The following is a 23659-nucleotide window of genomic DNA, read 5'->3' as shown; positions in this document are numbered from 1 at the left end:
GGTGAACATGCCGGGCGGTCCGGGTACGAAGCGCCCGGAAGGGTCCGAATAGGACCACGGCCGGGCCGGGAGCGCTTCGGCGAGGCCAGGACGGGAGGTGCGGCGTGAGGCCGGACGGCGGCGACCCGGAGCCCGACGATTACGGGCTTCCCCGCATTGACGTCGTCGTGCCCGATGACGCCCGCGAGCTGGAGCGCGACGTGGCGGCCTACCGCCGCGAGGAGCGCCGCCGCCGGCGCCGGGACCGGTTCCACCGCGCCGGCCGCCCGCTGACCCGGTTCGGCGTCGCCATCCCGATCATCGCGGGCGCGCTGCTGGTCGCGCTGCTCAGCGGCGTCCTGATGACCACGTTCGGGCCGCGTCCCGCGCCGCCCCAGACGGGCGCCAGGCTCGCGCCGCGGCCGTCCGCGAGCCCCGGCGAGATCGGCGGGCTGCTCCCCGCGGGCAGCGTCGACGAGGTGACCGGGCAGCGCGCGTCCATGCCGATCCGCGACCTGCGTCCGGGCGTCATCGGCATCGTCCCGCCCGCGTACGAATGCGAGAGTGTGGTCGCGGAGCTCGCGGGCAGGACGCAGGAGAACGAGCTGAAGTTCTATCTCGTCGCCGACCCCCGTCCGTCCGGCGGCAAGAAGGGGACGCCGCTGAAGGAACTGAAGGCGTGCGCGGGCACCGCGCACAACGGGGTGCCGCGGCTCCTCGAAGACCGCGGGGGCCTGCTCGCCGCGGCCTACGCGCCCCAGCCCGCCCCGCCGGGACCGCCCGCCACGCCTGGACCGGCCGCCACGCCGGACCCGGCCGCCGCCGGCCTCACCGCCGTGTTCGTCCAGCTGGACGGCGTGGTCAAGGAGGTCGTCCGGGCGCCGCAGGCCGGGCCGGAGCTCACCGGGAAGGTCAGGGCGCTGCGGACCGGCTGACGGATCACCGCCCGCGTCACCGGACGGGCGCGGGCGTGTCAAGCACCCCGGGGCGGGACTTCCGGCCGGGTGTCGCTACGCTTCCCCTGGCGTCTGCGACGCCGCTCTCACCAACTTCCGTGCCATTTCGCGAGGAGACCGACGCCGTGATCCGTAACAGCCGACGAATGGTCACGCTCGCCGTCGCGGGCGCCGTCGCCATCGCGCCGGTGATCTCCGGCTGCGGCGCCGGCGAGGAGCCCCAGTCCGCCGCTCCGACGCAGCTGACCGACGGCGTCAACGTCTCGGTCCCGCTGGACAAGCCGGCGGAGCCGCAGATCGCCCTGCGCAACGTGTTCGTGCTGGCCCCGCCGCCCGGCCGGCCGATCACCGCCGGGTCGTCGCTGGCGCTGTACGGCGTGCTGATCAACCAGGTCAAGGGCCGGCAGGACCGCCTGGTCTCGGTCAGCTCCCCGCTCTTCGACAGCCCCGCCAAGATCGACGGAGGCGGGCTGGTGCTGCCGGCCGCCGCGCCGGACGGGATGGGCAGCCCGGTGAACCTGCTGGGCAAGCCGTCCAAACCGGCCGCCCCGCCCGCCGCGCCGCCTGCGGGCAACCAGACCAAGCGGCCGGGGACGACGCCGTCCGGGCAGCCGCAGGACGACGCAACCCCACGCGGCGGCGCGACCCCGCAACCCACCGGCGGCGGCGCGGGCGCGACGCCCGAGCCGACCGGCGCGGGCGCGACACCGGAGAACACCGCCGGCCCGGCGCAGCAGAGCGCTCCGCAGGCCACCACCCCGAGCGGCGAGCAGCCGCTCGTCATCCTGACGGGCCTCAAGCAGGAGCTGCTCGCCAGCTCCAGGGTGCCCGTGCAGATGCAGTTCGAGAAGGCGGGCGCCGTCCAGTTCCAGGTGCCGATCGTGCCGCAGCAGGGCGAGTTCATGACCCATCCGCTGGCGGGCCCGGCCGGGCAGGCGCCCGGATCGCCGACCCCGGGCGGCACTTCTCAGCCGTCCACGCCCGCGCAGCCCGGACACGGCACGCCCCAGCCGGGCGCGACGCAGTCGCCCGCCGGCGGCGGCGCGTCCCCGGGAGGCTCCGGCGGCCACTGAACCCGGCCCAGCGCAAAAAGAAACGGCCCGTCCCGCTTGGGACGGGCCGTTCTGTCATGTCATCAGGGCTCGAACTTGTAGCCCAGGCCGCGGACGGTGACGATGTACCGCGGCGAGGACGGCACCTCTTCGATCTTGGCGCGCAGGCGCTTGATGTGGACGTCCAGCGTCTTGGTGTCCCCGACGTAGTCGGCGCCCCAGACGCGGTCGATCAGCTGCATCCGGGTCAGGACGCGGCCCGCGTTGCGCAGCAGCACCTCCAGCAGCTCGAACTCCTTGAGCGGCAGCTGGACGGGTTCGCCGCCGACGCTGACGACGTGCCGTTCCACGTCCATCCGGACGGGCCCGGCCTCCAGCGTCGCCGGGGCCATCTCCTCGACCTCGCCCTGGCGGCGCAGGACGGCCCGCATCCGGGCGATCAGCTCGCGGGTGGAGAACGGCTTGGTGACGTAGTCGTCGGCACCGAGCTCCAGCCCGACGACCTTGTCGACCTCGCTGTCCTTGGCGGTCAGCATGATGACGGGGACGCTCGACTTGGCGCGCAGCTCCCGGCACACCTCGGTGCCGGGCAGCCCGGGGAGCATCAGGTCGAGCAGCACGAGGTCGGCACCGTTGCGCTCGAAAATGTCCAGCGCGTCAGGGCCGGTGGCGGCCACGGCCACCTCGAAGCCCTCCTTGCGGAGGTTGTAGGACAGTGCGTCGCTGAACGACTCCTCGTCTTCCACGACGAGCACGCGGGTCACGGTGTTGCCTCCTGGGCGGTGTCAGCTGTGTTATTCCCCGCGTCCGCGTCTTTGCCCGCGTCCGCGCCGGTCTCTTCCGCTGCCTCTCTGTTCGCGTTCGCGCCGGCCTTCCCGTCCGCGCCGGCCTTTCCGTCCGGGGGGTCGGCGGGGGGCCGCTTGCCGGCGGTCGCGATCCTGCTGGCGGTCGCGCCGGACGGACGGGGCGGTGCGTCGAGCAGCGGCAGCCGGATCGTGAACGTCGACCCGTGGCCCTCCTTGCTCCACACGGTCACGTCGCCGCCGTGCTTGCTGGTGACGTGCTTGACGATGGCGAGGCCGAGGCCGGTGCCGCCGGTCTGGCGGGACCGGGCCGGGTCGACCCGGTAGAAGCGCTCGAAGATCCGCTCGATCTCGCCGTCCGGGATGCCGATGCCCTGGTCGGTGACGTTGACCTCGACGTGCCCGTCGTCGCGCCGCCGGGTGGCGACGACGACGCGGGTGTTCTCGGGGCTGTAGGCGACGGCGTTGTCGACCAGGTTGCGCAGCGCGGTGACCAGCAGCTCCTGGTCGCCCCGCACCCGCAGGCCCTCCTCGCCGCCGGAGGTCAGCTCGATGTCCCTGCCGGACGCCTTGGTCTGGCAGCGTTCCAGCGCCTCCGCGGTGACCTCGTCCAGCAGGACGGGGCGCAGCGCGGGCAGCGGCTCGTCGCCCTGGACGCGCGACAGCGTCATCAGGTCCTGGACGAGGTTGGTCAGGCGCACCGACTCGTACTGCATCCGTCCCGCGAACCGCCGGACGGCCTCCGGATCCTCGGCGGCGACCTCGACGGTCTCGGCCAGCAGCGACAGCGCGCCGACGGGCGTCTTCAGCTCGTGGCTGACATTGGCCACGAAGTCGCGGCGGATCGCCTCCGTGCGGTGCATGTCGGTGAGGTCCTCGGCGAGGACGAGGACGAGCCCGTGCGAGCCGAGCGGCGCCACCCGGACCGCGAACCAGCGCCCGTCGGCCCGGCTCCGCACGCTCTGCGGCCCGACCTGGATCTCGGTCTCGCGGATCTCCCCGTCCCGGCGGACGAGCCGGGCCATCGCGAGCACCTCGTCCACGACGAGGCGGTCGCCGCTGACGATGCCGAAGGCCCGCGCGGCGGAACTGGCGCGCAGCACGCGGTCCTCGGCGTCCACCACGACGGCCGACGACCGAAGGACGCTGAGCACGGACGCGACGCCGGGCGGCAGGCCGCCCACCGGCGCCGCCGGAACCGCAGCCTGCTGGGCACGCTCGCTCACCCGCACCGCCAATCCAGTCGCGAGCCCGATCGCGAGCCCGGCAAGCCCGGTCAGGCTCGCGACAAGTTCGACCTCCACACCACGGATCGTAAGCGGCCTCCGGCGCAGGTCCACCCGGAGGCCCTGGTCATCGCGGTCCCGTTCCCCGAAAGTTCACCTCGTTTCCCGGACGCGTTCATGGCATCACGGCATGCTGTGGCGTGGGCGAGTCCGCCCGGACACCCCGAACCTCGCCCGTTTCGCCCCTGTTTGCACGATCTCCGGCACCCGGCTGCCTCCGCACGCCGCGTCCTCAGCACAGTCCGTTCTCAGCACCGAAGGAACCCCGAATTGCGCGACGCCTACCACGAGGAGCTCGACTCCCTCTCCGACAGGCTGGTGGAGATGACCCGCCTCGTCCGCTCCGCGATGTCCCGCGCGGTCACCGCGCTCCTGGACGCCGACCTGCGGCTGTCCGAGGAGGTCATCAGCGGCGACGAGCTGGTCAACAAGATCGACGCGGAGATCGAGGAGACCGTGTTCGATCTGATGGCCCGCCAGCAGCCCGTCGCGGGCGATCTGCGCACCCTCATCACCGCGCTCCGGATGAGCGGCGACCTCGAGCGGATGGGGGACCTCGCCGTCCACATCGCCAAGACCGCGCGCCGCCGGCACCCCGACTCGGCCGTGCCGCCCGAGCTGCAGGCCACCGTCCTGGAGATGGGCCAGATCGCCGAGCGCATGATCGCCAAGACGGGCAGCGTGATCGCGTCCCAGGACGTCGAGATGGGCCTCGAGCTGGACGCCGACGACGACCAGATGGACCGCCTGCACCGCCGCCTCTTCGACATGATGCTCTCCCCCAAGTGGCGGCACGGCGTGGAGCCGGCCGTGGACATCTCGCTCGCGGGCCGCTACTTCGAGCGGTTCGCCGACCATGCCGTCCACGTGGCGGAGAACGTCGTCTACCTCGTCACGGGCCAGCGCCCCGAAGAGATCAACGACGCCTGAGCAGGACTTGACGCCTGAGCAGGGCCTACGGGATCTGCTCGACGCGGACGCCGGGAACGTCCTCGTAGACGCCCGGCTCCGCGGTGATCAGCGGCCAGCGCCGCCAGCGCGCCGACCAGGCGGCCTGCGCTGCGTCCATGCCGAGGGACGGGTTCGCGGTGACGAGCAGGCCGGTCTGCTGGGCGATCACGTCGTCCAGGTCGTCCACGTGCACGACCTGCATGCGGGGCAGGCGCTCCAGCACGGCGCGCCCGTGGTCGGGGACGAGCTGCCAGGCGCGGGCGAGCGCGGTGGCGGGGATGACGATCGTGGCGTGCTGGGCGATCGAGGCGCGCAGCCGGGCGCGGACGTAGATCGTCTTGCCGGTGGCGAGGTCGAGGAGTGCGGTCGCGTCGAAGACGTGACCGGTGATCACGCGACGTCCCGGCGGTTCGGGGTGCCGCCTTCGACGAGCCGGTCGACCATGGCCTGCTCGTCCGGGCTCGGCGGGCCGAACAGGTCGTCGATGGTGGACGCGTCCCGCAGGAAGGCCAGCTTGAGCCGTGCCCCGTCCGCGAGGAACCCGGACACCGAGGCGATCTTCTTCTCCTCGGCCAGCCCCTGCAACGTGGCGGCGAGCTCGTCCGGGAGCGTGATGTTGATTCTCGCCATGCCCTCACGATACACACTCAAGACCCTTCCAGTGTGTACTCGGCCCGCCCGGGACGGGCTCGGGCGGCTCGCGGTGGACGCGGAGGCGGACGGCCATGTGGATCATGAAGAACAGGCCCGCCAGCAGATAGCAGTTGGCCACTGGTGTGATGAGCGGGTGGAAGCCGTATTGGAGCGGGTGGCCGTTGTGCGGCGTCCACCACATGGGCGCTAGGGCGAAGAGAACGTAAGCGCACGCTGCGATGACTCGATTGTTGTTGCGGATCAGCACCGCCAGGGCCGGGACGATCCATACCCAGTGGTGCGCCCAGGAAATGGGAGAGACCAGGAGGCCGGTCACGCCTGCTACGGCAATGGCGGCCAGCCAGTCGCCGCGTCTCGCCCATAGGGCTGCGAGTGTCAGGCCGAGAATGCCGATGGTGAATGGGACGGCGTTGTACCAGTCGCCTACTTCGGCGGTTCCTCTCAGGAGGCGGTTGAGCATGCCGTACGGGGACTGGTTGCTGATGTACGGGACGCCGACGCGGGACGTGTCGTAGAAGGTGTGCAGCCAGTAGAGCCGGGACGCGTCGGGAGCTATGGCGTAGGCGAGGAGGGTGCAGACAGCGAAGGTCGCGGCTGCTGTGAAAGCTTCCTTGGTGCGTCTCGTCGCTAGGAGGAGGACGACGAAGATGGCCGGGGTCAGCTTGATCGCGGTCGCTATGCCGATGCCGATCCCGGCGGGGCGGCCCTGAGCGACGCGGTGCATGTCGGCGAGGATCAGGGCGAGGAGGAAGAGGTTGACCTGGCCCTGGAAAAAGGTGTGCCAGACCGGCGCCAGGAGGAGGCCGCCGACTACCACGGCTTTCAGGGACGCATTGTGGCCGCTCAGTTTCAATGTCGTCGCGCACGCCCAGATGAATGCCGCGAGCGAGGCCAGTTGCCAGAGGAGCCGGGCGAGGGTCAGCGGCAGCGCGGCCAGTGGCATGAACAGCGCGGCCATGAACGGTGTGTTGGTGTACCAGTGCTCGGCCAGCTGTTCTTCGTAGAGGCTCGTGCCGTCCGTTATGGCGTGGCCGCCCAGGCGGTAGATGCGGAAGTCTAGCGAGTCGTAGGTGAGGGTGAAGGCCACAATTCCCAGAACTTCGATTGCCAGAACAAATGCCAGCCAGCGCTTCATGCGGATAACGGTGGCGGCGGCTGTGCGGGGACGGCATCGGGCCTCCGAATACATTCGCGAAAGGCGTGTTAGCCCGTGGGATTAGGCCCGCGGGCTAATGTGCGCGGAAGGGGCGGCGGTTACGATCGGCGCATGTCCGCCCTGCCGCTGAGCCGCGTCCGCCGGGTGCGCCGCGTCGCCTGGACGGTCCTGCTCTGGTCGGCGGCCGTCCTGTACCCGTTCGTCCTGATCGCCACGGTGATGGACGGCAGGAACGGTTTCGCCGGCGTGGAAATCTTCGTGTCGGCCTTGTTCACGCTGCTGGTTGCCGCCTTGTTGCAGCGCCATCCGCTGCCCGGCCAGGGAATTCTGCTGCTGGCCTGGACATGGTCCCTTCTGCAGATGCCCATCGGAGGCATCGCCGCCCTGCAGATAGTGATCACCGATCTCGGCGTCGGCTACATCGCGGCGACGCGGCGACGCAGGGTCTCGCTTCCGGTCGCGGCCGGGACGCTCGCCGTCCAGGGCCTGTCCGCCGTCGTGTTCGTGAGCGCCGACGAGGTCCTGATCACGACCGTCGTGCTGGCGGTCGCCGTCACCTGGCTGGCGGGGAACTCGGTCCGGGTGCGGCGGGCGAACGCCGAGATGATGCGCGTCCAGGCGACGGCGCAGGCCGTGGCGGCCGAGCGGCTGCGGATCGCGCGCGAGTTGCACGACATGGTCGCGCACAGCATCGGCATCATCGCGATCCAGGCGGGCGTGGGCGGACGGGTGATCGACACGCAGCCGGCGGAGGCCCGCAACGCGCTGGACGCCATCGAGGCCACCAGCCGCGACGTCCTGTCCGGCCTGCGCAGGATGCTCACCGCGCTCCGCAAGGACGACCCGGGCGCCGCGCCGCTCGGACCGTCCCCCGGCCTGGACGAGCTGGACCGCTTGGCGGACGCGGCGAACGACGCGGGCGTGCGGGTGGACGTCCGCTGGAAGGGCGAGCGGAGGCCGCTGCCGCCGGACGTCGACCTGTCCGCGTACAGGATCGTCCAGGAGGCGGTCACGAACGTGGTGCGTCATGCGGGCACGTCCGAGTGCCGGGTGACGATCGAGTACGGGGACGAGGAGCTGTCCGTCGAGGTGGACGACGACGGGCGCGGCGGTGTGGTCGGCACCGGGTACGGCATCGTCGGCATGCGGGAGCGGGTCGGCCTGCTGGGCGGCGAGTTCGCGGCGGGGCCGCGTCCGGGCGGCGGGTTCCGGGTGGCGGCGCGGATCCCCGCGCCGGTGGCGGCGATGGCATGACCGTCCGCATCGTGCTGGCGGACGATCAGCCGCTGATCCGGGCCGGGCTGCGCGTGCTCGTCGCCGACACCCCCGACCTGGAGATCGTCGGGGAGGCGGGGACGGGCGCCGAGGCGGTCCGGCTGGTCGAGGAGGTCCGCCCGGACGTGGTCGTCATGGACATCCGCATGCCCGGCATGGACGGCATCGAGGCGGCCCGGCGGATCACCGCGGCCCGCGTGCTGATGCTGACGACGTTCGACGACGACGAGTACGTGTACGGCTCGCTCCGGGCGGGCGCGAGCGGGTTCCTCGTCAAGGACATGGCGCTGGAGGAGATCCTCGCGGCGATCCGCGTCGTGGCCGCGGGGGACGCCCTGATCGCGCCGAGCGTCACGAAGCGGCTGATCGAGGAGTTCGCCGCCGGCCCCGGTCCGCGTCCGAGGGCCGCGCCGAAGTCGCCGCGTCCGGCGGACGGCGTCACGGAGCGGGAGCGGGAGGTGCTGACCCTGGTCGGGCGCGGCATGTCCAACCAGGAGATCGCCAAGGAGCTGTTCATCAGCGTCGCGACCGCGAAGGCGCACGTGGCGCGGCTGCTCGCCAAGCTGGACGCCCGGGACCGGGTGCAGCTCGTCATCATCGCCTACGAGATGGGCCTCGTCACGCCCTCTACCGGCGGTAGTACTACCTGACGTGGTCAGTGTCCGAAGCGTCGGATAATCTGGCTGGCGTGAAGGGTCTGGGAGAGCTTGAACGCACGGTCATGGAGGTCCTGTGGGCGCGGGAGGACGCCGGCCACGACGCGGCGACGGCCCGTGACGTGAGCCGCGCGCTCGCCAACGACCGCGACCTCGCGCACACTACGATCATGACCGTGCTGGACAGGCTCGCCAAGAAGGGCTTCCTCGCGCGCGAGCGCGACGGCCGCGCGTGGCGGTACCGCCCGGTCGCGAGCCGGGAGGGCTACGTCACCGAGCTGATGCTCGGCGCGCTGAACGAGACGGGCGACCGCGACGCGGCGCTCGTCCACTTCGTCCAGTCGGTGTCCGAGGACGAGATCGACGTGATCCGGCAGGCCCTCGCCGGCCTCACAGGCAAGGAACATCCGGCATGACCGGCACCGCCCTGCTCGCATTGATCTCACTGGGGACCGTCGGCGGGGCGCACTGGCTGGCCCAGGCCCGGTGGACGTGGCGCACCCCGCGCCTCGGCATCGCGCTCTGGCAGGCCCTCGGGCTGTGCTGGGGCGTCGCGACGATCGGCGCGCTGCTCGGGCTCGCGCTGCTGCCGTACGGGAAGGGCGTCCTCGGCGGGCTGCCCGGCCTGTACGACGACCAGGCCGCCCGGCTGAACGCCGTGCAGGTCGCGGCGCTGCTCGCCGCCGTCAGCCTGACCGGCGTGCTGCTGGTCATGCTGATGTACGCGGTCGTGCGGGTCGTCCGGGCCCGGCGGCGGCACCGGGCGCTGCTGGCGCTGGTGTCGCGCTACGACTCGGCCGTCCCCGGCACGCTCGTCCTCGATCACCCCGGCGCGGCGGCGTACTGCGTGCCGGGCGTGCGCTCGTCCAAGGTCGTGGTCAGCGCCGGGACGATGGAGCTCCTCGACCGCGGCGAGCTGGCCGCGGTCCTCGCGCACGAGCGCGCCCACGCGCGCGCCCGGCACGATCTGGTGCTGCTGCCGTTCGCGTCGCTGGGCCAGGTGTTCCCGCAGCTCCGGCTGGTCGGACGGTGCCTGGACGCGGTCGAGCTGCTGATCGAGATGGCCGCCGACGACCGGGCCAGGCACGGCCGCCCGGCGCGCGAGCTGGCGACCGCGCTGCTGCGGTTCGCCGCCGCCCGTCCGGCCGCCGCGCCGTCCGGCACGCTCGGCGTCGCGTCCCGCGGCGACATCCCGGTGATGGCGCGGGTGAACCGGCTGCTGGAGCCGCAGCAGCTGCCGCGCGTGTCCCGGTTCGCCGCGACGGTCGCCGTCCCGGTCATCGCCGGGGTTCCGCTGCTCCTCGTCGTCCTGCCCCACTAGACGATCGCCGCGTTCCGGCGCGTTCCGGCGGGGTCAGCCGAGCACGAGCGGGAGCTTGGCGGCCAGGTCGCCGTCCAGCGCGGCCTTCTCGGCGTCCGCGGCGGCGCGGCGGCCGGTGCCGATCAGGAGCGCGTCCGCGTCGGAGAACGACGCGGGGAACGGCGCGCCCGCGATCTTCTCCAGGGACGCACGGGCCGCCGCGAGGGTCTCGGCGGGCGGTCCGGCGGCGAGGGCAGGTGCGCGATGAGGTCGAGGTGGTGGAGCGTCCATTCCATGTTGTAGGCGGCCAGATAGTCGCCCGCCATCAGCACCTTGTCCTGGGTGGCGACGCGGGCGGACGGGTCGGCGAGCTCGGCCGCGCGCCCGGCGGCGGACCCGACGTCGTCGAGGTGGAACTTCAGCAGCCTCGGCTCCCCGTACGCGGCGGCCAGCCTGGGGATCAGCGCGTCGAGCGGGTCGTCGCCGGTCGGGGGCTCGACCAGGTCCCAGTAGGTGACCGCGTCGGCGGTGGGTTCGGCGTCGGACGGGGTGACCAGGGTGATCAGGACGTCCTGGGCGTCGATGATCAGGTGGCACACCAGGTCCCGGACGAGCCAGCCAGTGCAGCCGGATGGACGTTCCATGTCCTGGTCGGAGAGGTCTTCGACCGCCGCGCGGAGCGCCGTCCAGGAGCGCGAGAAGAGATCCACTTCGGCACCGTAATGCCGCGCCCGAATGGCGGACAAACCCATTTCACGCCTTCCCGTTTCACGCCTTCACGGTCGTCGTGGACGGCTCGGCGGCGGCGTCGGCGGGCGGCGCCGCGGGCGGTCGGCGCAGGACGAGGGCCGAGACGGCGAGCGCGGCGACCAGCAGGCCCGCGGAGACGCCGAACGCCAGGTGGTAGCCGCCGGTGAGCGCGGTGGCGGCGTCCCGTCCGTCCAGCCGGAGGGTCTCGGTGCGGGACGCGGCGAGCGTGGTCAGGACCGCGACGCCGAGCGCCATCCCGACCTGCTGGACGGTGGTGAACAGCCCGGAGGCGAGGCCCGCGTCGTCCGGGCGGGCGCTGGACATGCCGAGCCCGGTCAGCGACGGCAGGACGAGCCCGCCCCCGGCGATCAGCACGAACACCGGAAGCAGGTCGGTGACGTAGTCGGCGTCCACCGGGACGGTCGTGAGCCACGCCATCGCGCCGATGAGGAGCACGAGGCCCGCCATCAGCACGGCGCGCTCGCCGAAGCGGTTCGACAGCCGCGCGGACGCCAGCAGCGACACCGCGCCGATCAGCACGGCCGCCGGGAGCATCGCCAGGCCGGTGCCGAGCGCGTCGTAGCCGAGGACCTTCTGCATGTAGAGGGCGACGACGACCTGGAACGCGAACATCGCCGAAAGGGTCAGCAGCTGCACGGCGTAGGCGCCGGCTACGTTGCGGGAGCGCAGGATCCGCAGCGGCATCAGCGGGGTCGCGGCGCGGGCCTGGCGGGCGACGAACCCGGCGAGGAGGGCGAGCGACACCGCGCCGAGGCCGAGGGTGTGCGCGGAGATCCATCCGTGGCTCTCCACCTTGACGATCGTGTAGATGCCGAGCATGAGCCCCGCCGTGACGAGGAGCGCGCCCGCGAGATCCGCGCCCGCCGCGAGCCCGAGGCCGCGGTCGCGCGGGAGCGCCGGGAGGGCGAGCAGGATCGTGGCGACGCCGATCGGCAGGTTGATGAAGAAGATCCAGTGCCAGCTCAGCGCGTCGGTGAGCACGCCGCCGAGCACCTGCCCGATGGACGCGCCGGCGGCGCCGGTGAAGCTGAAGACGCCGATGGCCTTCGTCCGTTCGCGGGCGTCGGTGAAGAGCGTGACGAGGATGCCGAGGACGACGGCGGACGCGAGCGCGCTGCCGACGCCTTGCAGGAACCGCGCGGCGATCAGCAGGCTGGACGTCGTCGCGGCGCCCGCGAGCACGGACGCGGCGGTGAACAGGGCGTTCCCGGCGAGGAAGAGCGTGCGGCGGCCGATGAGGTCGCCGAGGCGTCCGGCCAGGAGGAGCAGGCCGCCGAGCGGGATCAGGTAGGCGTTCATCGTCCAGCTGAGGCCGGCGGGCGTGAAGCCGAGGTCGTCCTGGAGGGCGGGCATGGCGACGGTGACGATCGAGCCGTCCAGGATGGTCATCAGCATCGTGGCGGACAGCACGCCGAGTGCGGCCCAGCGGGATCGGAGCGGTGCAGGCACGGTCATAGGAGAGACCGTAGCAGATAGTTTTGTTGCAGACGATCCTTATCGGACCTACTTTGTGCGCTCGCGTGCCCTGCGCGCCGGTTTCGAGCTCTCGGACGGCGTCGCCAGATGCCCGCTGACCAGCGCGTTCAACGCTCGCAGCAGCACCTCCCGATCCTCGCGCGGAAGGGAGCCGAGGGCCGCCTCGTGGACGCCGTCCGCGATCTCCTGGCTGCGCGCGGCGACCCGGGCGCCCTCGTCGGTGACCGCGATGACCCGGGCCCGCCGGTCCCTGGACGACGGGCGCCGCTCGGCGAGGCCGGCCTTCTCCAGGGCGTCCACGGTGACGACCATCGTCGTCTTGTCCATGTCGCCGATCTCGGCCAGCTGGATCTGGGTGCGCTCCTCCTCCAGCGCGTGTACCAAGACGCAGTGCATCCGCGGCGTCAGCCCGATCTCGGCCAGCGCCGCCGTCATGCGGCTGCGCAGCACGAAGCTGGTCCGGTCGAGGAGGAACGACAGGTCGGGGCTGGTGCGGGCGGGGGCCATCGACGTCATGCCGCCCAGCCTACCCAATGGTTTCGTTCTAGATTATCTGCGACCAGCCGCATCTGATGGTCTATCCTGGACGGCGTGAACCGTACCGCGTGTCAGGGCTGGTGGCCGTCCTAGGACGGCCGACACCCACGCACGCCATCGGGCCGTCCACCGGACGGCCCTTTCGCTTTCCTCGGTGACGCGGCCAGGTCCGGCGGGACGGCCGGACCGACCGATCGAGGAGCGAAACCATGGAGAACACCCCCGACAGCGACAACGGCGGCGACAACGGCGGCGGCCTGCGCGCCGCCGAAATCCGGACCCGCGAACTTGAGGAACGCATCGCCGCCGAGCCCGGCGCGTTCCGGATCCTGACCGGCGACCGTCCCACCGGGCCGCTGCACCTCGGCCACTACTTCGGCACCCTCGCCAACCGGGTGCGGCTCCAGCGCGCGGGCGTGGAGCTGTTCGTGCTGGTCGCCGACTACCAGGTCCTCACCGACCGGGACGTCGCCGACCATCTGGACGAGCACGTCGAAGGGCTGGTCGCCGACTACCTCGCGGCGGGGATCGACCCGTCCACGGCGACGATCTTCCGGCACAGCGCCGTGCCCGCGCTGAACCAGCTCATGCTGCCGTTCCTGTCGCTGGTCTCGATCGCCGAGCTGAACCGCAACCCCACCGTGAAGGACGAGATCGTGTCGTCGCGGCAGGCGTCGGTCAGCGGGCTGATGTTCACCTATCCCGTCCACCAGGCCGCCGACATCCTGTTCTGCAAGGCGAACCTCGTCCCCGTCGGCAAGGACCAGCTCCCCCACCAGGAGATCACCCGGACGATCGCGCGCCGCTTCAACGAGCGGTACGCGCCCGTCTTCCCCGTCCCGGACGCGCTGCTGTCCGCCGCGCCGAGCCTCCTCGGCACGGACGGCCAGAAGATGAGCAAGAGCCGCGGCAACGCCATCGCCCTGTCCGCCGGACCGGACGAGACCGCCCGGCTGATCAGGCGCGCGGTGACCGACGACGACCGGCACATCACGTACGCGCCGGACACGCGTCCGCAGGTGTCGACCCTCGTGCAGATCGCCGCGCTGTGCCAGGACCGCGACCCGCACGCCGTCGCCGCCGAGATCGGGGACGGCGGGGCCGCCGCGCTCAAGAAGGTCGTGACCGACTCCGTCAACGAGTTCCTCCGCCCGATCCGCGTCCGCCGCGCCGAGCTCACCGCCGACCGGACGCACCTGCGCCGCGTCCTCGCCGAGGGCGACGAGCGCGCCAACGCCATCGCGGACCGCACCCTGGAGGAGGTCAGAGCCGCAATGGCCTCCTAGCCGCCGTGGCGCGGCCGGTCGTGGGGCGGCCGGTCGTGGGGCGGGGCCAGGCCGTGCAGGACGGCTGCCACGAGGTCGTCCACGACGTCCACGGAGACCTCCCGCGCGATGCCCCGGCCCTGGAACAGGACCGACAGCACCGACTCGTGGCAGGCTCCGACGATCATGGAGGTGGCGGCGTCGACGCGGGCGTCCGGGGCGAGGCGGCCGAGGTCGCGCTCGGCCCGCAGGTAGGCGGCGAGCCGCCGGTTCCAGTCCTCCTCGCCGCCGCTCAGCTCGGCGAACCGGGCGAGGACGTCCGGCTGGGCGAGCAGCCCGGCCAGCGCGGGCAGCAGCGCGTTGTGCACGATCAGCCCGTGCCGGACGTAGCCGCGCAGGTTCTCCTCGACCGTCCCGGCGCCGGGCTCGGGCAGCGGGCCGAGCCCGGCCCCGACCGACTCCGCGCGGGCGCGCAGCGCGTGCGCCAGCAGCTCCTCCTTGCCGGCGAAGTGGTTGTAGAGCACGCCGTCGGCGACGCCGGCCGCGCGGGCGATCTCCCGCACGGTCGGCACCGCCGCCCCGCGCTCGGCGAGCATCCGCTCGGCGGTGGCGATCAGATGCTGGCGCAGGGTGCGGTCTCCGGCGCGCAGCGCGGCCGCTTTTCGAGGTGACATCACGCTCACCGGCGTGCTGTGACCAGCAGGGACCTGCCGCGCAGCCGGACGGCGCCGGCCCGCTCGAAGGGGCGCATCGCGTCCGCCACGGCGTCCACGATCGCGTCGCTCTCGCCGTAGTTGTAGCGGATGGGGCCCCAGGCGGCGAAGAACTCGGCGGCGTCCCTGGCGTCCCGTCCCCAGACCTGCTCGGCCTCGACACGGCGGCTGGCGACGTCGCCGAAACCGGCCCCCTCCAGGATCTCGCGCACCCGGCCGGGATCGGACAGCGACAGCGGCCCGTCATGCCCGACCGGGGGCTCTTCGCGTCGGGGAAGCGCGGCGAGGACCGTCCCGAGGTCGGTCTCGCCGAGCGGCGCCATCGACAGGAACGCCAGCCGCCCGCCCTCCCGCAGCGCCCTCCGGACGTTGGCGAACGCGGCCACCGGGTCGGCGAAGAACATGACCCCGGCCCGGCTGACCGCCACGTCGAAGACGCCGTCGCCGAACGGGTGCACCTGCACGTCGCCCTGCTCGAACGTCACGTTCTGGACGCCCTCCTCCTCGGCGAGGGCCCGGGCGCGGGCGAGCATCGGGCCGGACAGGTCCACGCCCGTCGCGCCGCCGAGCCGGGCTCGCCGCGCGGCAAGCCGGGTGACCTGCCCGTTTCCGCAGCCGATGTCGAGGACGCGGTCGCGCGGCCCGATCGCGGCCCCGTCCAGCAGGGCCTCGTTGCCGCCGCCGTTGACGGCGTCGTACCGGTCGTGGTGATCGGCCCAGTGCCGTCCCTCGTACCCGTTCCACGCCTCCGCCTGATGGACATTGACGATCTCCGCCATCTCGCCCTCCCCGGTTGTGAACGTATGTTCATGAACGTACGTTCACAACGTGCGGGCCGTCAAGGGCGGACGCGAAACCAGGCGAGGATAGAACGGAATTGTTCGTTCCCTTAGACTGGCGGCATGGAGACCACGGCACCGGCGCCCATGAGCGGGCGCAAAGCGCAGGCGGCACGCAACGACGAGCTGATCCGGGAGGCGGCGCGGGCGGTGTTCACCGCCGACCCCGGCGCGCCGATCTCCGCGGTCGCCGAGCACGCCGGGGTGGGGATCAGCGCGCTGTACCGCCGCTACAAGAGCAAGGAGGACCTGCTCCAGAAGCTCGCCGACGACGGGATGGACCGCTACCTCGCCCAGGTGGAGGCCGCGCTGGACGAGGACGGCGACCCCTGGGACGCGTTCGCCGGTTTCATGCGCCGCTGCCTGGACATCGGCGCCGGATCGCTCACCATGCGGCTCGCGGGCAGCTTCGAGGTCACCGAGGAGATGAGCCGCAAGGGGCAGGCGATCCACCTCGCGACGAAGCGGCTGCTGGAGCGCACCCAGGAGGCGGGGGCGCTGCGTCCGGAGATCGAGGTCGGGGACGTCTCGGTGACGCTGGAGTACCTGCACTCCATCCGGATCGGCGACGATGAGCGCATGAACCGGCTCCAGCACCGCTACCTGGCGCTCATGCTCGACGCCCTGCACCTGACCGGCAGGGAGGAGCTCCCGGGCCCTCCTCCCACGTGGCAGGAGCTGCGGGGGCGCTATGACGGCTGATCCGGCCGTGCTCGGACGGCGGGCGCTCAACCGGGCGTTGCTGGCTCGGCAGCTGCTGCTCGAACGGCACGCGATGCCCCCGCTGGACGCGATCGAGCATCTCGTCGGCATGCAGTCGCAGGCGCCGAACCCGCCGTACATCGGGCTGTGGAGCCGCCTCGCGGACTTCGACTTCGACGAGGTCGGCGAGCTGATGACGGCCCGCCGCGCGCTCCGGATCGTCGTGATGCGCGGCACGCTGCACCTGGTCAGCGCCCGCGACGCCCGCGCGCTGCGGCCGCACACGCAGGTCATCCTGGACAACTACGTGAAGACCAAGGCCGGCGACCTCGACGGCGTCGACCTGGACGCGGTCGTCGCCGAGGCGCGGCGGCTGCTGGCGGACGAGCCGCGCACCGACAAGGAGCTGCGGACGCTGCTGGCCGAGCGGTGGCCGGACGACGACGCCGCGCTGCTCGGCTGGGCCGTCCGGTGCCGGCTGCCGCTCGTCCAGGTTCCGCCGCGCGGGATCTGGGGCGCGTCGGGCATGGCCAGGCACACCACGCTGGACACCTGGCTGGACGGCGGCACCCCGCTGGACGACGACACGCGGTCGGACGGCGGCGCCCCGCCTGCCCTCTCGCTGGACGATCTCGTGCTGCGCTATCTGGGCGCGTTCGGGCCGGCGAGCGTGCAGGACGTCCAGCAGTGGTCGGGCATGACCCGGCTCGGCGAGGTCGTCGAACGGCTCCTCCCCCGGCTGCTCGTGTTCCAGGACGAGAACGGCCGCACGCTGTACGACCTGCCCGGCGCGCCGCGTCCGGATCCGGACGTCCCGGCGCCCGTGCGGTTCGTCCCGGACTTCGACAACCTGCTGCTGTCCCACGCCGACCGGGCCCGGATCGTCACCGAGGAGCAGCGCAAGCGGATCTTCACCGTCAACGGCATCATCCGGGCGACGTTCCTGGTGGACGGCTTCGTCCACGGCATGTGGAAGATCGAGAAGAAGCGCGGCGAGGCGGCGCTGCGCATCGACCCGTTCGACCCCGTCCCGCAGCGGGACCGCGCCGCGCTGGAGGAGGAGGGCCTGCGACTGCTAGCCGCCGCGCACCCCGACGCGAAGACGCACCGCGTCGAGTTCACCCGGTGACAGGGCGGTCAGCCCTCGCCTCGGGCGCAGGGGGCCTCCCGGTTCGGGTCGAGGGAGGCGAGGAGGGCGTGGAGCGTCTCGCGGAACTCCAGCATCTGCTCGCGGCTCAGCGGGTCGAACAGGTGCCGCCTGACCTCGGCGACATGGCCGGGAGCGGCCTCGGCGAGGACGGCGAGGCCCGCGTCGGTGAGCTCGGCGACGGTGGTGCGGCGGTCGGCGCCGTTCTTGGTCCGCCGCACCCAGCCCGCCTCCTCCAGCCGGTTGACGGCGTGCGAGAGGCGGCTCGGCGACGAGTGGACGATCTCGGCCAGCTCGGTCATGGTGCGGGCGCGGCCCGGCGACTCCGACAGCATCGCCAAGATCATGTAGTAGGTGTGCGGCATGCCGGAGTCGCGCTGGAGCTGGCGGTCGAGGGCCTCGTTGAGCAGACGCGACGTCCACAGGAAGGCGCGCCAGGTCTCCTGCTCGTCGGCGTCGAGCCACCTCGGATCCGTCATACCGGACACTCTACCCAAGTAATTGAACCCTCAAGACTTGAATCTTCAACTAGGATCGCCTATGGTTCAAATGTGAAATAAGGGGGGTCACATGTCCAGGATGCCCGTGCTCTATCTCAGCCACGGGGCCCCGCCGCTGGCCGACGACCCCGTCTGGACGGACGAGCTCGCGCGCTGGGCGGCGAAACTACCGGAACCGAAGGCGATCCTGATCGTGTCGGCGCACTGGGAAGAGGCGCCGCTGAGCATCGGCGCCACCCGCCGGACGCCGCTGCTGTACGACTTCTGGGGCTTCCCGGAGCGCTACTACCGCGTCCGCTACGACGCGCCCGGCGCCCCTGAACTCGCCGATGACGTGAGCAAACTCATCCCCGGCGTCCATCGGGACGAGACGCGCGGCCTGGACCACGGCGCCTACGTGCCGCTCGTGGAGATGTATCCGGACGCCGGCGTCCCCGTGCTGCAGATGTCGATGCCGACGCTGGAGCCCGCGCGGCTCTTCGAGATCGGACGGGCCCTCGCGCCGCTGCGCGACCAGGGCGTCCTCATCGTCGGGAGCGGATTCACGACGCACAACCTGCACGAGCTGCCGCGCGGAGCGGACGCTCCGCCGCCCGCCTGGTCGGCGGAGTTCGACGCGTGGACGGACAACGCCGTGCAGGACGGCGACGTCGACGCCCTCCTCGACTTCCGCGCCAAGGCACCGGCGGCCCGCATCGCCCACCCGCGGACGGAACACTTCGCGCCCCTGTTCATGGCGCTCGGCGCAGGCGTGGAAAGCCACACCGGCGATCCGTCGGAACGGCGGTCCGTCATCGACGGCTACTGGTTCGGGCTCGCGAAGCGCTCGTTCCAGTTCGGCTGACGGTTGTCACGTTCCGTCCGGAAGCATCCGGTTCGTCGGGTCAGCGCGTCCGGGCGGCGCCGTTCACGCGCGAACCGTCCGACCCCGTGCCGTCGGCCTTCGCGCCGGAGCCGTTCGCGGCGGCGCTGCTCTGCGAGAAGCCGGTGCGCCAGGACGCGACCTGCGGCTTCCAGCCGAGATCCAGCGCCTTCGCGTTCGACACCGGACGGCCCATCGTGGCCGCGTGCTTCCCGGCGTTGCCCGGGTCGGGCGCGCCGATCGCCGCGCTGTAGACGGGCAGCCAGTCGGCCGTGGTCGCGGGCTCGTCGTCCACGACGTTGACCGCGCCGGCGGGCCAGTCGAGCGCCGCGAGCGCGGCGGAGGCCGCGTCGTCGGCGTGCACGAACGACGTCCACGACGGCGCCGGACGCATGGTGCCCGCGCGCACCCGCTCGGCGATGGCGCCGTCCGGGGCGTACCACGTGCCCGGCCCGTACAGGGCGCCGTACCGCAGCACCACGCCGCGCGGCATCTCGCCGACCGCCGCCTCCAGCGCCGCGACGCCCGCGTACGGCGGCAGCGCCGCGTCCAGCGGGTCGGTCTCGACGGCCGGGGCGTCCCCGGCGACGTACAGCCACGCGATGCTCTGCGCGATCATCGTCTCGACGCCCTCGGCCCTGGCGGCGTCGACCAGGTTCCGGGTGCCCTCGATGCGCAGCTGCGAGTTGGCCTCGAAGTCCTCGTCGCTGAGATCGGTGAGCTGGTGGATCACGGCGTCCGGACGTTCGGCGGCGACGACCTCGCGCACGGCGGCGGCGTCGAGCACGTCCACGACGACCGGCGCGGCGCCGAGGTCGCGGAGCGGACCGGCGCGCTCGGATCGGCGTGTCGTCCCTGCGACCTCGTGGCCCGCCTGGACGAGCAGCGGGATCAGCCGGCGACCGACGACTCCGGTCGCTCCGGCGAGGAGAATCTTCAAGGGGGTACCTCCACGACTTGCACGCCTTTGTGGTCGTCTCGACGGCAGGATAGGCAGTCACTCATTCGGCGGTCACGCCCGGCCCTCCCGTTCGGGCGCCCCCCACGGCATCAGCCGGACGAATCGGACGGGCGTGCCCGCCCCGGTAGTCCCGTCCGCCATGAGCGTACCGCCGGGAAGCAACCGAACGCGTTTCGCGCACGGCGTGGGTGAGAATTCTTCTCTTCTGACGGGTTCGGCCACAGCGGAGGAACGGCGGACATGAAGATCACTCTCGTCCGGGGCGACATCACCGAGCAGAAGGTGGACGCGGTGGTCAACGCGGCCAACTCCACGCTCCTCGGCGGCGGCGGGGTGGACGGCGCCATCCACCGCAAGGGCGGCCCGGAGATCCTGGACGACTGCCGCAAGCTGCGCGCCGCCCAGTACGGCGGCGGCCTCCCGACCGGGCAGGCCGTCGCGACGACCGCCGGGAAGCTGCCCGCGGAATGGGTGATCCACACCGTCGGCCCCGTCTACTCGGCCGCCGACGACCGCTCCGACCAGCTCGCCTCCTGCTACCGGGAGGCGCTGCGGGTGGCGGACGAGCTGGGCGTCGAGTCGATCGCCTTCCCCGCGGTGTCGGCGGGCATCTACGGCTGGCCGATGGACGACGCCGCCCGCATCGCCGTCGGCACGGTCCGCGCGACGCCGACCAAGGTGACCGACGCGCGGTTCATCCTGTTCACGCCGGACGCCTACGCCGCTTTCGAGCGCGCCGTCGGCACGCCCTGACGGCCGGTCAGTCCTCGCCCTTCGGGGGCGGGACGACGAGGACCGGACGGCCGGCGTGATGAAGAACACGGGTCGAGACGCTCCCCAGGATCACGGAGCGGGCGCCCGCGAGGCCGCGGGAACCGGTGACGACCAGGGACGCGTCCAGCTCCTCGGCGACGTCCACGATGGCGGCCCAGACCGGTCCGCCGCCGCGTTCGGCGCGGGTCGCCACGTCCGCCAGCCCGCCCGCGACGGCGAGGTCGGCGCCCTGCCGGGCGAGCCGCTCCGCCTGCCGCTCCTCCTCGAACTTGTCGCCGGGCTCCGGCTCGGCGACCACCGGCGTCGCCGCCGCCAGCGGCCCCCAGCCGATCTGCGACAGCAGCGGCTCCCACACCGTCATGACCACGGCCGGCTCGGGCCTGACATGCCGGGCGGCGTATTCGACCGCGGCCCGCGCGTCGTCGGACCCGTCATAAGCGATGAGAATCGTCATGCCGGGGGATGTGTCCGCGATCGAGCCGCCTGAACGTGACCGGCTGCGCTCAGGAGGTCGCGGGCGGGCGGCCGGGGCCGGGCGGGCCTGCGAAGGACTGGGCCACGTCCAGCCAGCGGTCGGCGTCCGCGCCGGCGGCGGTGAGCGCGAGGTCGTCGCGGTGCCGCCGCTGCGTTGCCAGAAGGCAGAAGTCGAGCGCGGGGCCGGTAACGGATTGCGGCGCGTCCGCCGGGCCCCACGTCCACTCGTCGCCCTCCGGGCCTTCCAGGACGACGAGGAACGCATCGGCAGGAGGTTCCAGACCACGGTTCTGGAACGCGAAGTCGCGCGTCCGGACGCCGATGTGCGCGACGTGCCGGAGGCGGTGCGTGGGCTTGCGCCGTTCGCCCAGGGCGTCGGCGACGTCCTCGCCGTGCGCCCATGTCTCCATGAGCCGGGCGGTCGCCATCGACGCCGCGCCCATCGGCGGGCCGAACCACGGCAGCCGCTGCCCGGACGGGACGGCGGCGAGCGCGTCCACCATGCGGTGCCGTCCGTCCCGCCAGCGGGTGAGGAGGCGGGCGGGGTCCTCGGTCGCGCCCTCGCGGGCGCCCGCCTCGACGTAGTCGTCCGGGGCGGCCAGGGCCTGCTCGACGAGCCCGGCGAACGCGACGGGGTCGGTGGCGGCGACGGCGGCCTGCGCGTCCGTCCAGGCGAGATGGGCGATCTGGTGCGCGATCGTCCAGCCTTCGGCCGGGGTCGCCTCCGCCCAGCGCGCGGCGGGCAGCGGCGCGACCAGGGCGTCGAGGGAGTCGCCCTCGGCGGCCAGGTCGGAGAGGAGGGCGTGCATGTCCGGCATTTCGCCAGGATCTCCCGTCCCGCCGGGCCCCGTACAGACCCGAACGGAATTTCGTTCCGGCAGGTGGGGCGTACCGGGCATGGCGGGCGACACGGAAGAATTGGCCGGTGCCCCCCAAGCAGCGGCCGCGGGGGGAGGCGACCCGCGGCACCACCGCCCCCAACCGGCTGCGCCGCGTGGACCGCTGGATCGCCGCCACCCAGACCCGCCCCCTGCGCTCGGGCCCGCGCCCGCTGGCCGTCGACCTCGGCTACGGCGCGTCCCCGGTCACGACGGTCGAGCTCTACACCCGGCTGCGCGCCGTGTCACCGCGCCTGGAGGTCGTCGGCATCGAGATCGACCCCGGCCGGGTCGCCGCCGGGGACGCCCTTCTCGCCCGGAAAGGCCCCCTCGACGGGCTGTCGTTCCGGCGTGGCGGCTTCGAGCTGCCGGTCGCGCGGCCGCCCGTGCTGATCAGGGCGTTCAACGTCCTGCGGCAGTACGACGAGGCGGCGGCCTGGCGCGCCTGGGACGAGCTCGCCGCGCGCCTCGCCCCGTCCGGCGTCCTCGTCGAAGGGACGTGCGACGAGATCGGCCGCCGCGCGGTCTGGGCGGCGATCACCCGGGAGGGCCCGCGGACGATCACGTTCGCGGCCCATCTGCCCACCCTGGAACGCCCGTCCGACCTGGCCGAACGGCTGCCGAAGACGCTGATCCACCGGAACGTGCCGGGCGAGCCGGTCCACACCCTGCTGGCCGCGTTCGACCGCTGCTGGGCGACGGCCGCCCCGCATTCCGCGTTCGGCCCGCGCGCCCGCTGGGTCGAGGCGGTCGCCCTCCTCGCCCGGACCCATCCCGTCGTCACCCGTCCGCCCCACGGCGGCAGAAACCGCTGGCGTCTCGGTGAGATCACCCTTCCCTGGACGGCGGTCGCCCCGAATTCCCGGTGATCACTGGCGATGGAGCTTGTGCGGCGCGGCCTGGACGCGCGGCTGGACGTCGATGCGATCGATGTTCACATGCGACGGACGCGTCACCGCCCACGCGACGCAATCGGCGACGTCGTCGGCGACCAAAGGCTCCGGGACGCCCTCGTACGGCTTGGCGGCCTTCTCCTCGTCCCCGTGGAACCGGACCAGCGAGAACTCCTCCGTCTTCACCAGCCCCGGCGCGATCTCGGTGACGCGGACGGGCTCGGCGACCAGTTCGAGCCGCAGCACGTCGTTCACCGCGTAGGCGGCGAACTTGGCCGCGTTGTACCCGCCGCCGCCCTCGTACGGGACGTGCCCCGCCAGCGAGGTGATGTTGACGACATGGCCGTCGCCGCTCTCGATCAGCTTGGGCAGCAGCGCCTGCGTCACCCGGACGAGCCCGATGACGTTGCTCTCGTACATCGCCTGCCACTCGCGCAGATCGGCGGTCGCGACGGTGTCGAGGCCGAGCGCGCCGCCGGCGTTGTTGACCAGCACGTGGCAGCCGGTGACGGCCGCCGCGAGCGCGTCCGCCGATTCCTGCGACGTCACGTCCAGGGTGACGGGCGCGATCTTCCCGGCGCCCGGCACGGTCTCGGCGATCTCCTTGGCGAGGGCGTCCAGGCGGTCCCGCCTTCGCGCGGCGAGCACGACGTTGAACCCCTCCGCCGCCAGGCGCCTTGCCGTGGCGGCTCCGATCCCGCTGCTCGCTCCGGTCACTATCGCGGTCTTGCGCATGCCCCAAGCCTCCCAGGTACCGGCGTTCCAGGCGGGCGGCGGGGGCGCGGGTGAGGTCCGTCAC

General features: G+C 72.6%; 27 protein-coding genes and 1 pseudogene. 13 read left to right on the top strand and 15 right to left on the bottom strand.

Annotated features, from left to right (window positions below; all coding sequences use genetic code 11):
- Window positions 1–104: 104 nt before the first annotated feature.
- The gene (locus tag ACH35V_RS33645; protein WP_395978765.1) at window positions 105–914 is read left to right on the top strand and encodes a hypothetical protein; all 810 of its coding nucleotides are present in this window, start codon (window positions 105–107) and stop codon (window positions 912–914) included.
- A 146-nt stretch (window positions 915–1060) separates the two neighbouring features.
- On the top strand, window positions 1061–2008 hold the full coding sequence (locus ACH35V_RS33640; RefSeq protein WP_395978763.1) for a hypothetical protein: 948 nt from the start codon (window positions 1061–1063) through the stop codon (window positions 2006–2008).
- 62 nt (window positions 2009–2070) lie between these two features.
- Here the strand turns inward: ACH35V_RS33640 and ACH35V_RS33635 are convergent, their stop codons facing one another.
- Entirely contained in the window at window positions 2071–2751 is a 681-nt protein-coding gene (locus ACH35V_RS33635) for a winged helix-turn-helix domain-containing protein (RefSeq protein ID WP_395978761.1), read from the bottom strand.
- Window positions 2748–4094, bottom strand: coding sequence for a sensor histidine kinase (locus ACH35V_RS33630; RefSeq protein ID WP_395978759.1), 1347 nt, complete (start codon window positions 4092–4094; stop codon window positions 2748–2750). Before ACH35V_RS33630 ends, ACH35V_RS33635 begins: the two co-directional genes overlap by 4 nt.
- Window positions 4095–4346: 252 nt before the next feature.
- Here ACH35V_RS33630 and phoU point away from each other — a divergent pair, with 252 nt between their 5' ends.
- The gene (gene phoU, locus ACH35V_RS33625; protein ID WP_395978757.1) at window positions 4347–5006 is read left to right on the top strand and encodes a phosphate signaling complex protein PhoU; all 660 of its coding nucleotides are present in this window, start codon (window positions 4347–4349) and stop codon (window positions 5004–5006) included.
- Window positions 5007–5031: 25 nt separating this feature from the next.
- Here the strand turns inward: phoU and ACH35V_RS33620 are convergent, their stop codons facing one another.
- From ACH35V_RS33620 to ACH35V_RS33610, 3 genes are read right to left on the bottom strand one after another with little or no spacing between them, the layout of a single operon-like run.
- Window positions 5032–5421 (bottom strand): hypothetical protein, encoded by a 390-nt coding sequence (locus ACH35V_RS33620; protein WP_395978755.1) that lies wholly within the window; start codon window positions 5419–5421, stop codon window positions 5032–5034.
- Window positions 5418–5657, bottom strand: coding sequence for a ribbon-helix-helix domain-containing protein (locus ACH35V_RS33615; RefSeq protein WP_131966931.1), 240 nt, complete (start codon window positions 5655–5657; stop codon window positions 5418–5420). The genes ACH35V_RS33620 and ACH35V_RS33615 overlap by 4 nt, the downstream gene beginning before the upstream one ends.
- A 4-nt stretch (window positions 5658–5661) precedes the next feature.
- Window positions 5662–6816: a glycosyltransferase 87 family protein gene (locus ACH35V_RS33610; protein WP_395978753.1), complete on the bottom strand. Its 1155-nt coding sequence runs from the start codon at window positions 6814–6816 to the stop codon at window positions 5662–5664.
- A 132-nt stretch (window positions 6817–6948) separates the two neighbouring features.
- Between ACH35V_RS33610 and ACH35V_RS33605 the strand changes: the two genes are divergently transcribed.
- Genes ACH35V_RS33605 through ACH35V_RS33590 form a run of 4 tightly spaced genes read left to right on the top strand, consistent with a single transcriptional unit; the run spans window position 6949 to window position 10089 of the window.
- Window positions 6949–8091, top strand: a complete 1143-nt coding sequence (locus ACH35V_RS33605; RefSeq protein WP_395978751.1) for a sensor histidine kinase — start codon at window positions 6949–6951, stop codon at window positions 8089–8091.
- Entirely contained in the window at window positions 8088–8762 is a 675-nt protein-coding gene (locus tag ACH35V_RS33600; RefSeq protein WP_395978749.1) for a response regulator, read from the top strand. Before ACH35V_RS33605 ends, ACH35V_RS33600 begins: the two co-directional genes overlap by 4 nt.
- A gap of 38 nt (window positions 8763–8800) precedes the next feature.
- Window positions 8801–9184, top strand: a complete 384-nt coding sequence (locus ACH35V_RS33595; protein WP_395978747.1) for a BlaI/MecI/CopY family transcriptional regulator — start codon at window positions 8801–8803, stop codon at window positions 9182–9184.
- Entirely contained in the window at window positions 9181–10089 is a 909-nt protein-coding gene (locus ACH35V_RS33590) for a M56 family metallopeptidase (RefSeq protein ID WP_395978745.1), read from the top strand. Before ACH35V_RS33595 ends, ACH35V_RS33590 begins: the two co-directional genes overlap by 4 nt.
- A 33-nt stretch (window positions 10090–10122) precedes the next feature.
- Here ACH35V_RS33590 and ACH35V_RS33585 read toward each other — a convergent pair.
- The 3 genes and pseudogenes from ACH35V_RS33585 to ACH35V_RS33575 form a co-directional block, all read right to left on the bottom strand.
- Window positions 10123–10778: pseudogene (locus ACH35V_RS33585) on the bottom strand (maleylpyruvate isomerase N-terminal domain-containing protein).
- 58 nt (window positions 10779–10836) lie between these two features.
- A complete protein-coding gene (locus ACH35V_RS33580; RefSeq protein WP_395978743.1) occupies window positions 10837–12294 on the bottom strand; it encodes an MFS transporter in 1458 nt (485 codons plus the stop codon).
- 48 nt (window positions 12295–12342) lie between these two features.
- Window positions 12343–12831, bottom strand: coding sequence for a MarR family winged helix-turn-helix transcriptional regulator (locus ACH35V_RS33575; protein ID WP_395978741.1), 489 nt, complete (start codon window positions 12829–12831; stop codon window positions 12343–12345).
- A 230-nt stretch (window positions 12832–13061) separates the two neighbouring features.
- Between ACH35V_RS33575 and trpS the strand changes: the two genes are divergently transcribed.
- Window positions 13062–14138 carry a tryptophan--tRNA ligase gene (gene trpS / locus ACH35V_RS33570; protein ID WP_395978739.1) on the top strand — a complete coding sequence of 359 codons (1077 nt, stop codon included), beginning with the start codon at window positions 13062–13064 and terminating at the stop codon, window positions 14136–14138.
- On the opposite strand, the gene ACH35V_RS33565 is transcribed toward trpS, so the two are convergent.
- Window positions 14135–14791 carry a TetR/AcrR family transcriptional regulator gene (locus ACH35V_RS33565; RefSeq protein ID WP_395978737.1) on the bottom strand — a complete coding sequence of 219 codons (657 nt, stop codon included), beginning with the start codon at window positions 14789–14791 and terminating at the stop codon, window positions 14135–14137. The two genes, trpS and ACH35V_RS33565, sit on opposite strands and share 4 nt — an antisense overlap.
- A gap of 5 nt (window positions 14792–14796) precedes the next feature.
- Window positions 14797–15609, bottom strand: a complete 813-nt coding sequence (locus ACH35V_RS33560; RefSeq protein WP_395978735.1) for a class I SAM-dependent methyltransferase — start codon at window positions 15607–15609, stop codon at window positions 14797–14799.
- 123 nt (window positions 15610–15732) lie between these two features.
- On the opposite strand from ACH35V_RS33560, the gene ACH35V_RS33555 reads away from it, so the two are divergent.
- Together ACH35V_RS33555 and ACH35V_RS33550 are read left to right on the top strand one after the other, a co-directional pair.
- Window positions 15733–16371: a TetR/AcrR family transcriptional regulator gene (locus tag ACH35V_RS33555; RefSeq protein WP_395978733.1), complete on the top strand. Its 639-nt coding sequence runs from the start codon at window positions 15733–15735 to the stop codon at window positions 16369–16371.
- Window positions 16361–17500, top strand: coding sequence for a winged helix DNA-binding domain-containing protein (locus ACH35V_RS33550; protein WP_395978731.1), 1140 nt, complete (start codon window positions 16361–16363; stop codon window positions 17498–17500). The genes ACH35V_RS33555 and ACH35V_RS33550 overlap by 11 nt, the downstream gene beginning before the upstream one ends.
- 8 nt (window positions 17501–17508) lie before the next feature.
- Here ACH35V_RS33550 and ACH35V_RS33545 read toward each other — a convergent pair whose 3' ends face one another.
- Entirely contained in the window at window positions 17509–17997 is a 489-nt protein-coding gene (locus ACH35V_RS33545; protein WP_395978729.1) for a MarR family winged helix-turn-helix transcriptional regulator, read from the bottom strand.
- Window positions 17998–18088: 91 nt separating this feature from the next.
- Between ACH35V_RS33545 and ACH35V_RS33540 the strand changes: the two genes are divergently transcribed.
- A complete protein-coding gene (locus ACH35V_RS33540) occupies window positions 18089–18862 on the top strand; it encodes a dioxygenase (protein WP_395978727.1) in 774 nt (257 codons plus the stop codon).
- Window positions 18863–18902: 40 nt separating this feature from the next.
- Here the strand turns inward: ACH35V_RS33540 and ACH35V_RS33535 are convergent, their stop codons facing one another.
- Window positions 18903–19820 (bottom strand): NAD-dependent epimerase/dehydratase family protein, encoded by a 918-nt coding sequence (locus ACH35V_RS33535; protein ID WP_395978725.1) that lies wholly within the window; start codon window positions 19818–19820, stop codon window positions 18903–18905.
- Between the two features lie 261 nt (window positions 19821–20081).
- Here ACH35V_RS33535 and ACH35V_RS33530 point away from each other — a divergent pair, with 261 nt between their 5' ends.
- Entirely contained in the window at window positions 20082–20594 is a 513-nt protein-coding gene (locus ACH35V_RS33530) for an O-acetyl-ADP-ribose deacetylase (protein WP_395978723.1), read from the top strand.
- 7 nt (window positions 20595–20601) lie between these two features.
- Here the strand turns inward: ACH35V_RS33530 and ACH35V_RS33525 are convergent, their stop codons facing one another.
- A complete protein-coding gene (locus ACH35V_RS33525) occupies window positions 20602–21069 on the bottom strand; it encodes a universal stress protein (RefSeq protein ID WP_395978721.1) in 468 nt (155 codons plus the stop codon).
- Window positions 21070–21118: 49 nt separating this feature from the next.
- Window positions 21119–21907 carry a TIGR03084 family metal-binding protein gene (locus ACH35V_RS33520; RefSeq protein ID WP_395978719.1) on the bottom strand — a complete coding sequence of 263 codons (789 nt, stop codon included), beginning with the start codon at window positions 21905–21907 and terminating at the stop codon, window positions 21119–21121.
- A gap of 107 nt (window positions 21908–22014) precedes the next feature.
- Here ACH35V_RS33520 and ACH35V_RS33515 point away from each other — a divergent pair, with 107 nt between their 5' ends.
- Complete coding sequence (locus ACH35V_RS33515; protein WP_395978717.1) at window positions 22015–22836, top strand: class I SAM-dependent methyltransferase; 822 nt, start codon at window positions 22015–22017, stop codon at window positions 22834–22836.
- On the opposite strand, the gene ACH35V_RS33510 is transcribed toward ACH35V_RS33515, so the two are convergent.
- Window positions 22837–23595 carry an SDR family NAD(P)-dependent oxidoreductase gene (locus tag ACH35V_RS33510; RefSeq protein WP_395978715.1) on the bottom strand — a complete coding sequence of 253 codons (759 nt, stop codon included), beginning with the start codon at window positions 23593–23595 and terminating at the stop codon, window positions 22837–22839.
- Window positions 23596–23659 lie beyond the last annotated feature (64 nt).

The organism is Actinomadura sp. 1N219 (assembly GCF_044326405.1).
Classification (GTDB): domain Bacteria; phylum Actinomycetota; class Actinomycetes; order Streptosporangiales; family Streptosporangiaceae; genus Spirillospora.
Note: the sequence above shows the minus strand (reverse complement) of the source record. Positions and strands in the feature narration are given on the sequence as shown.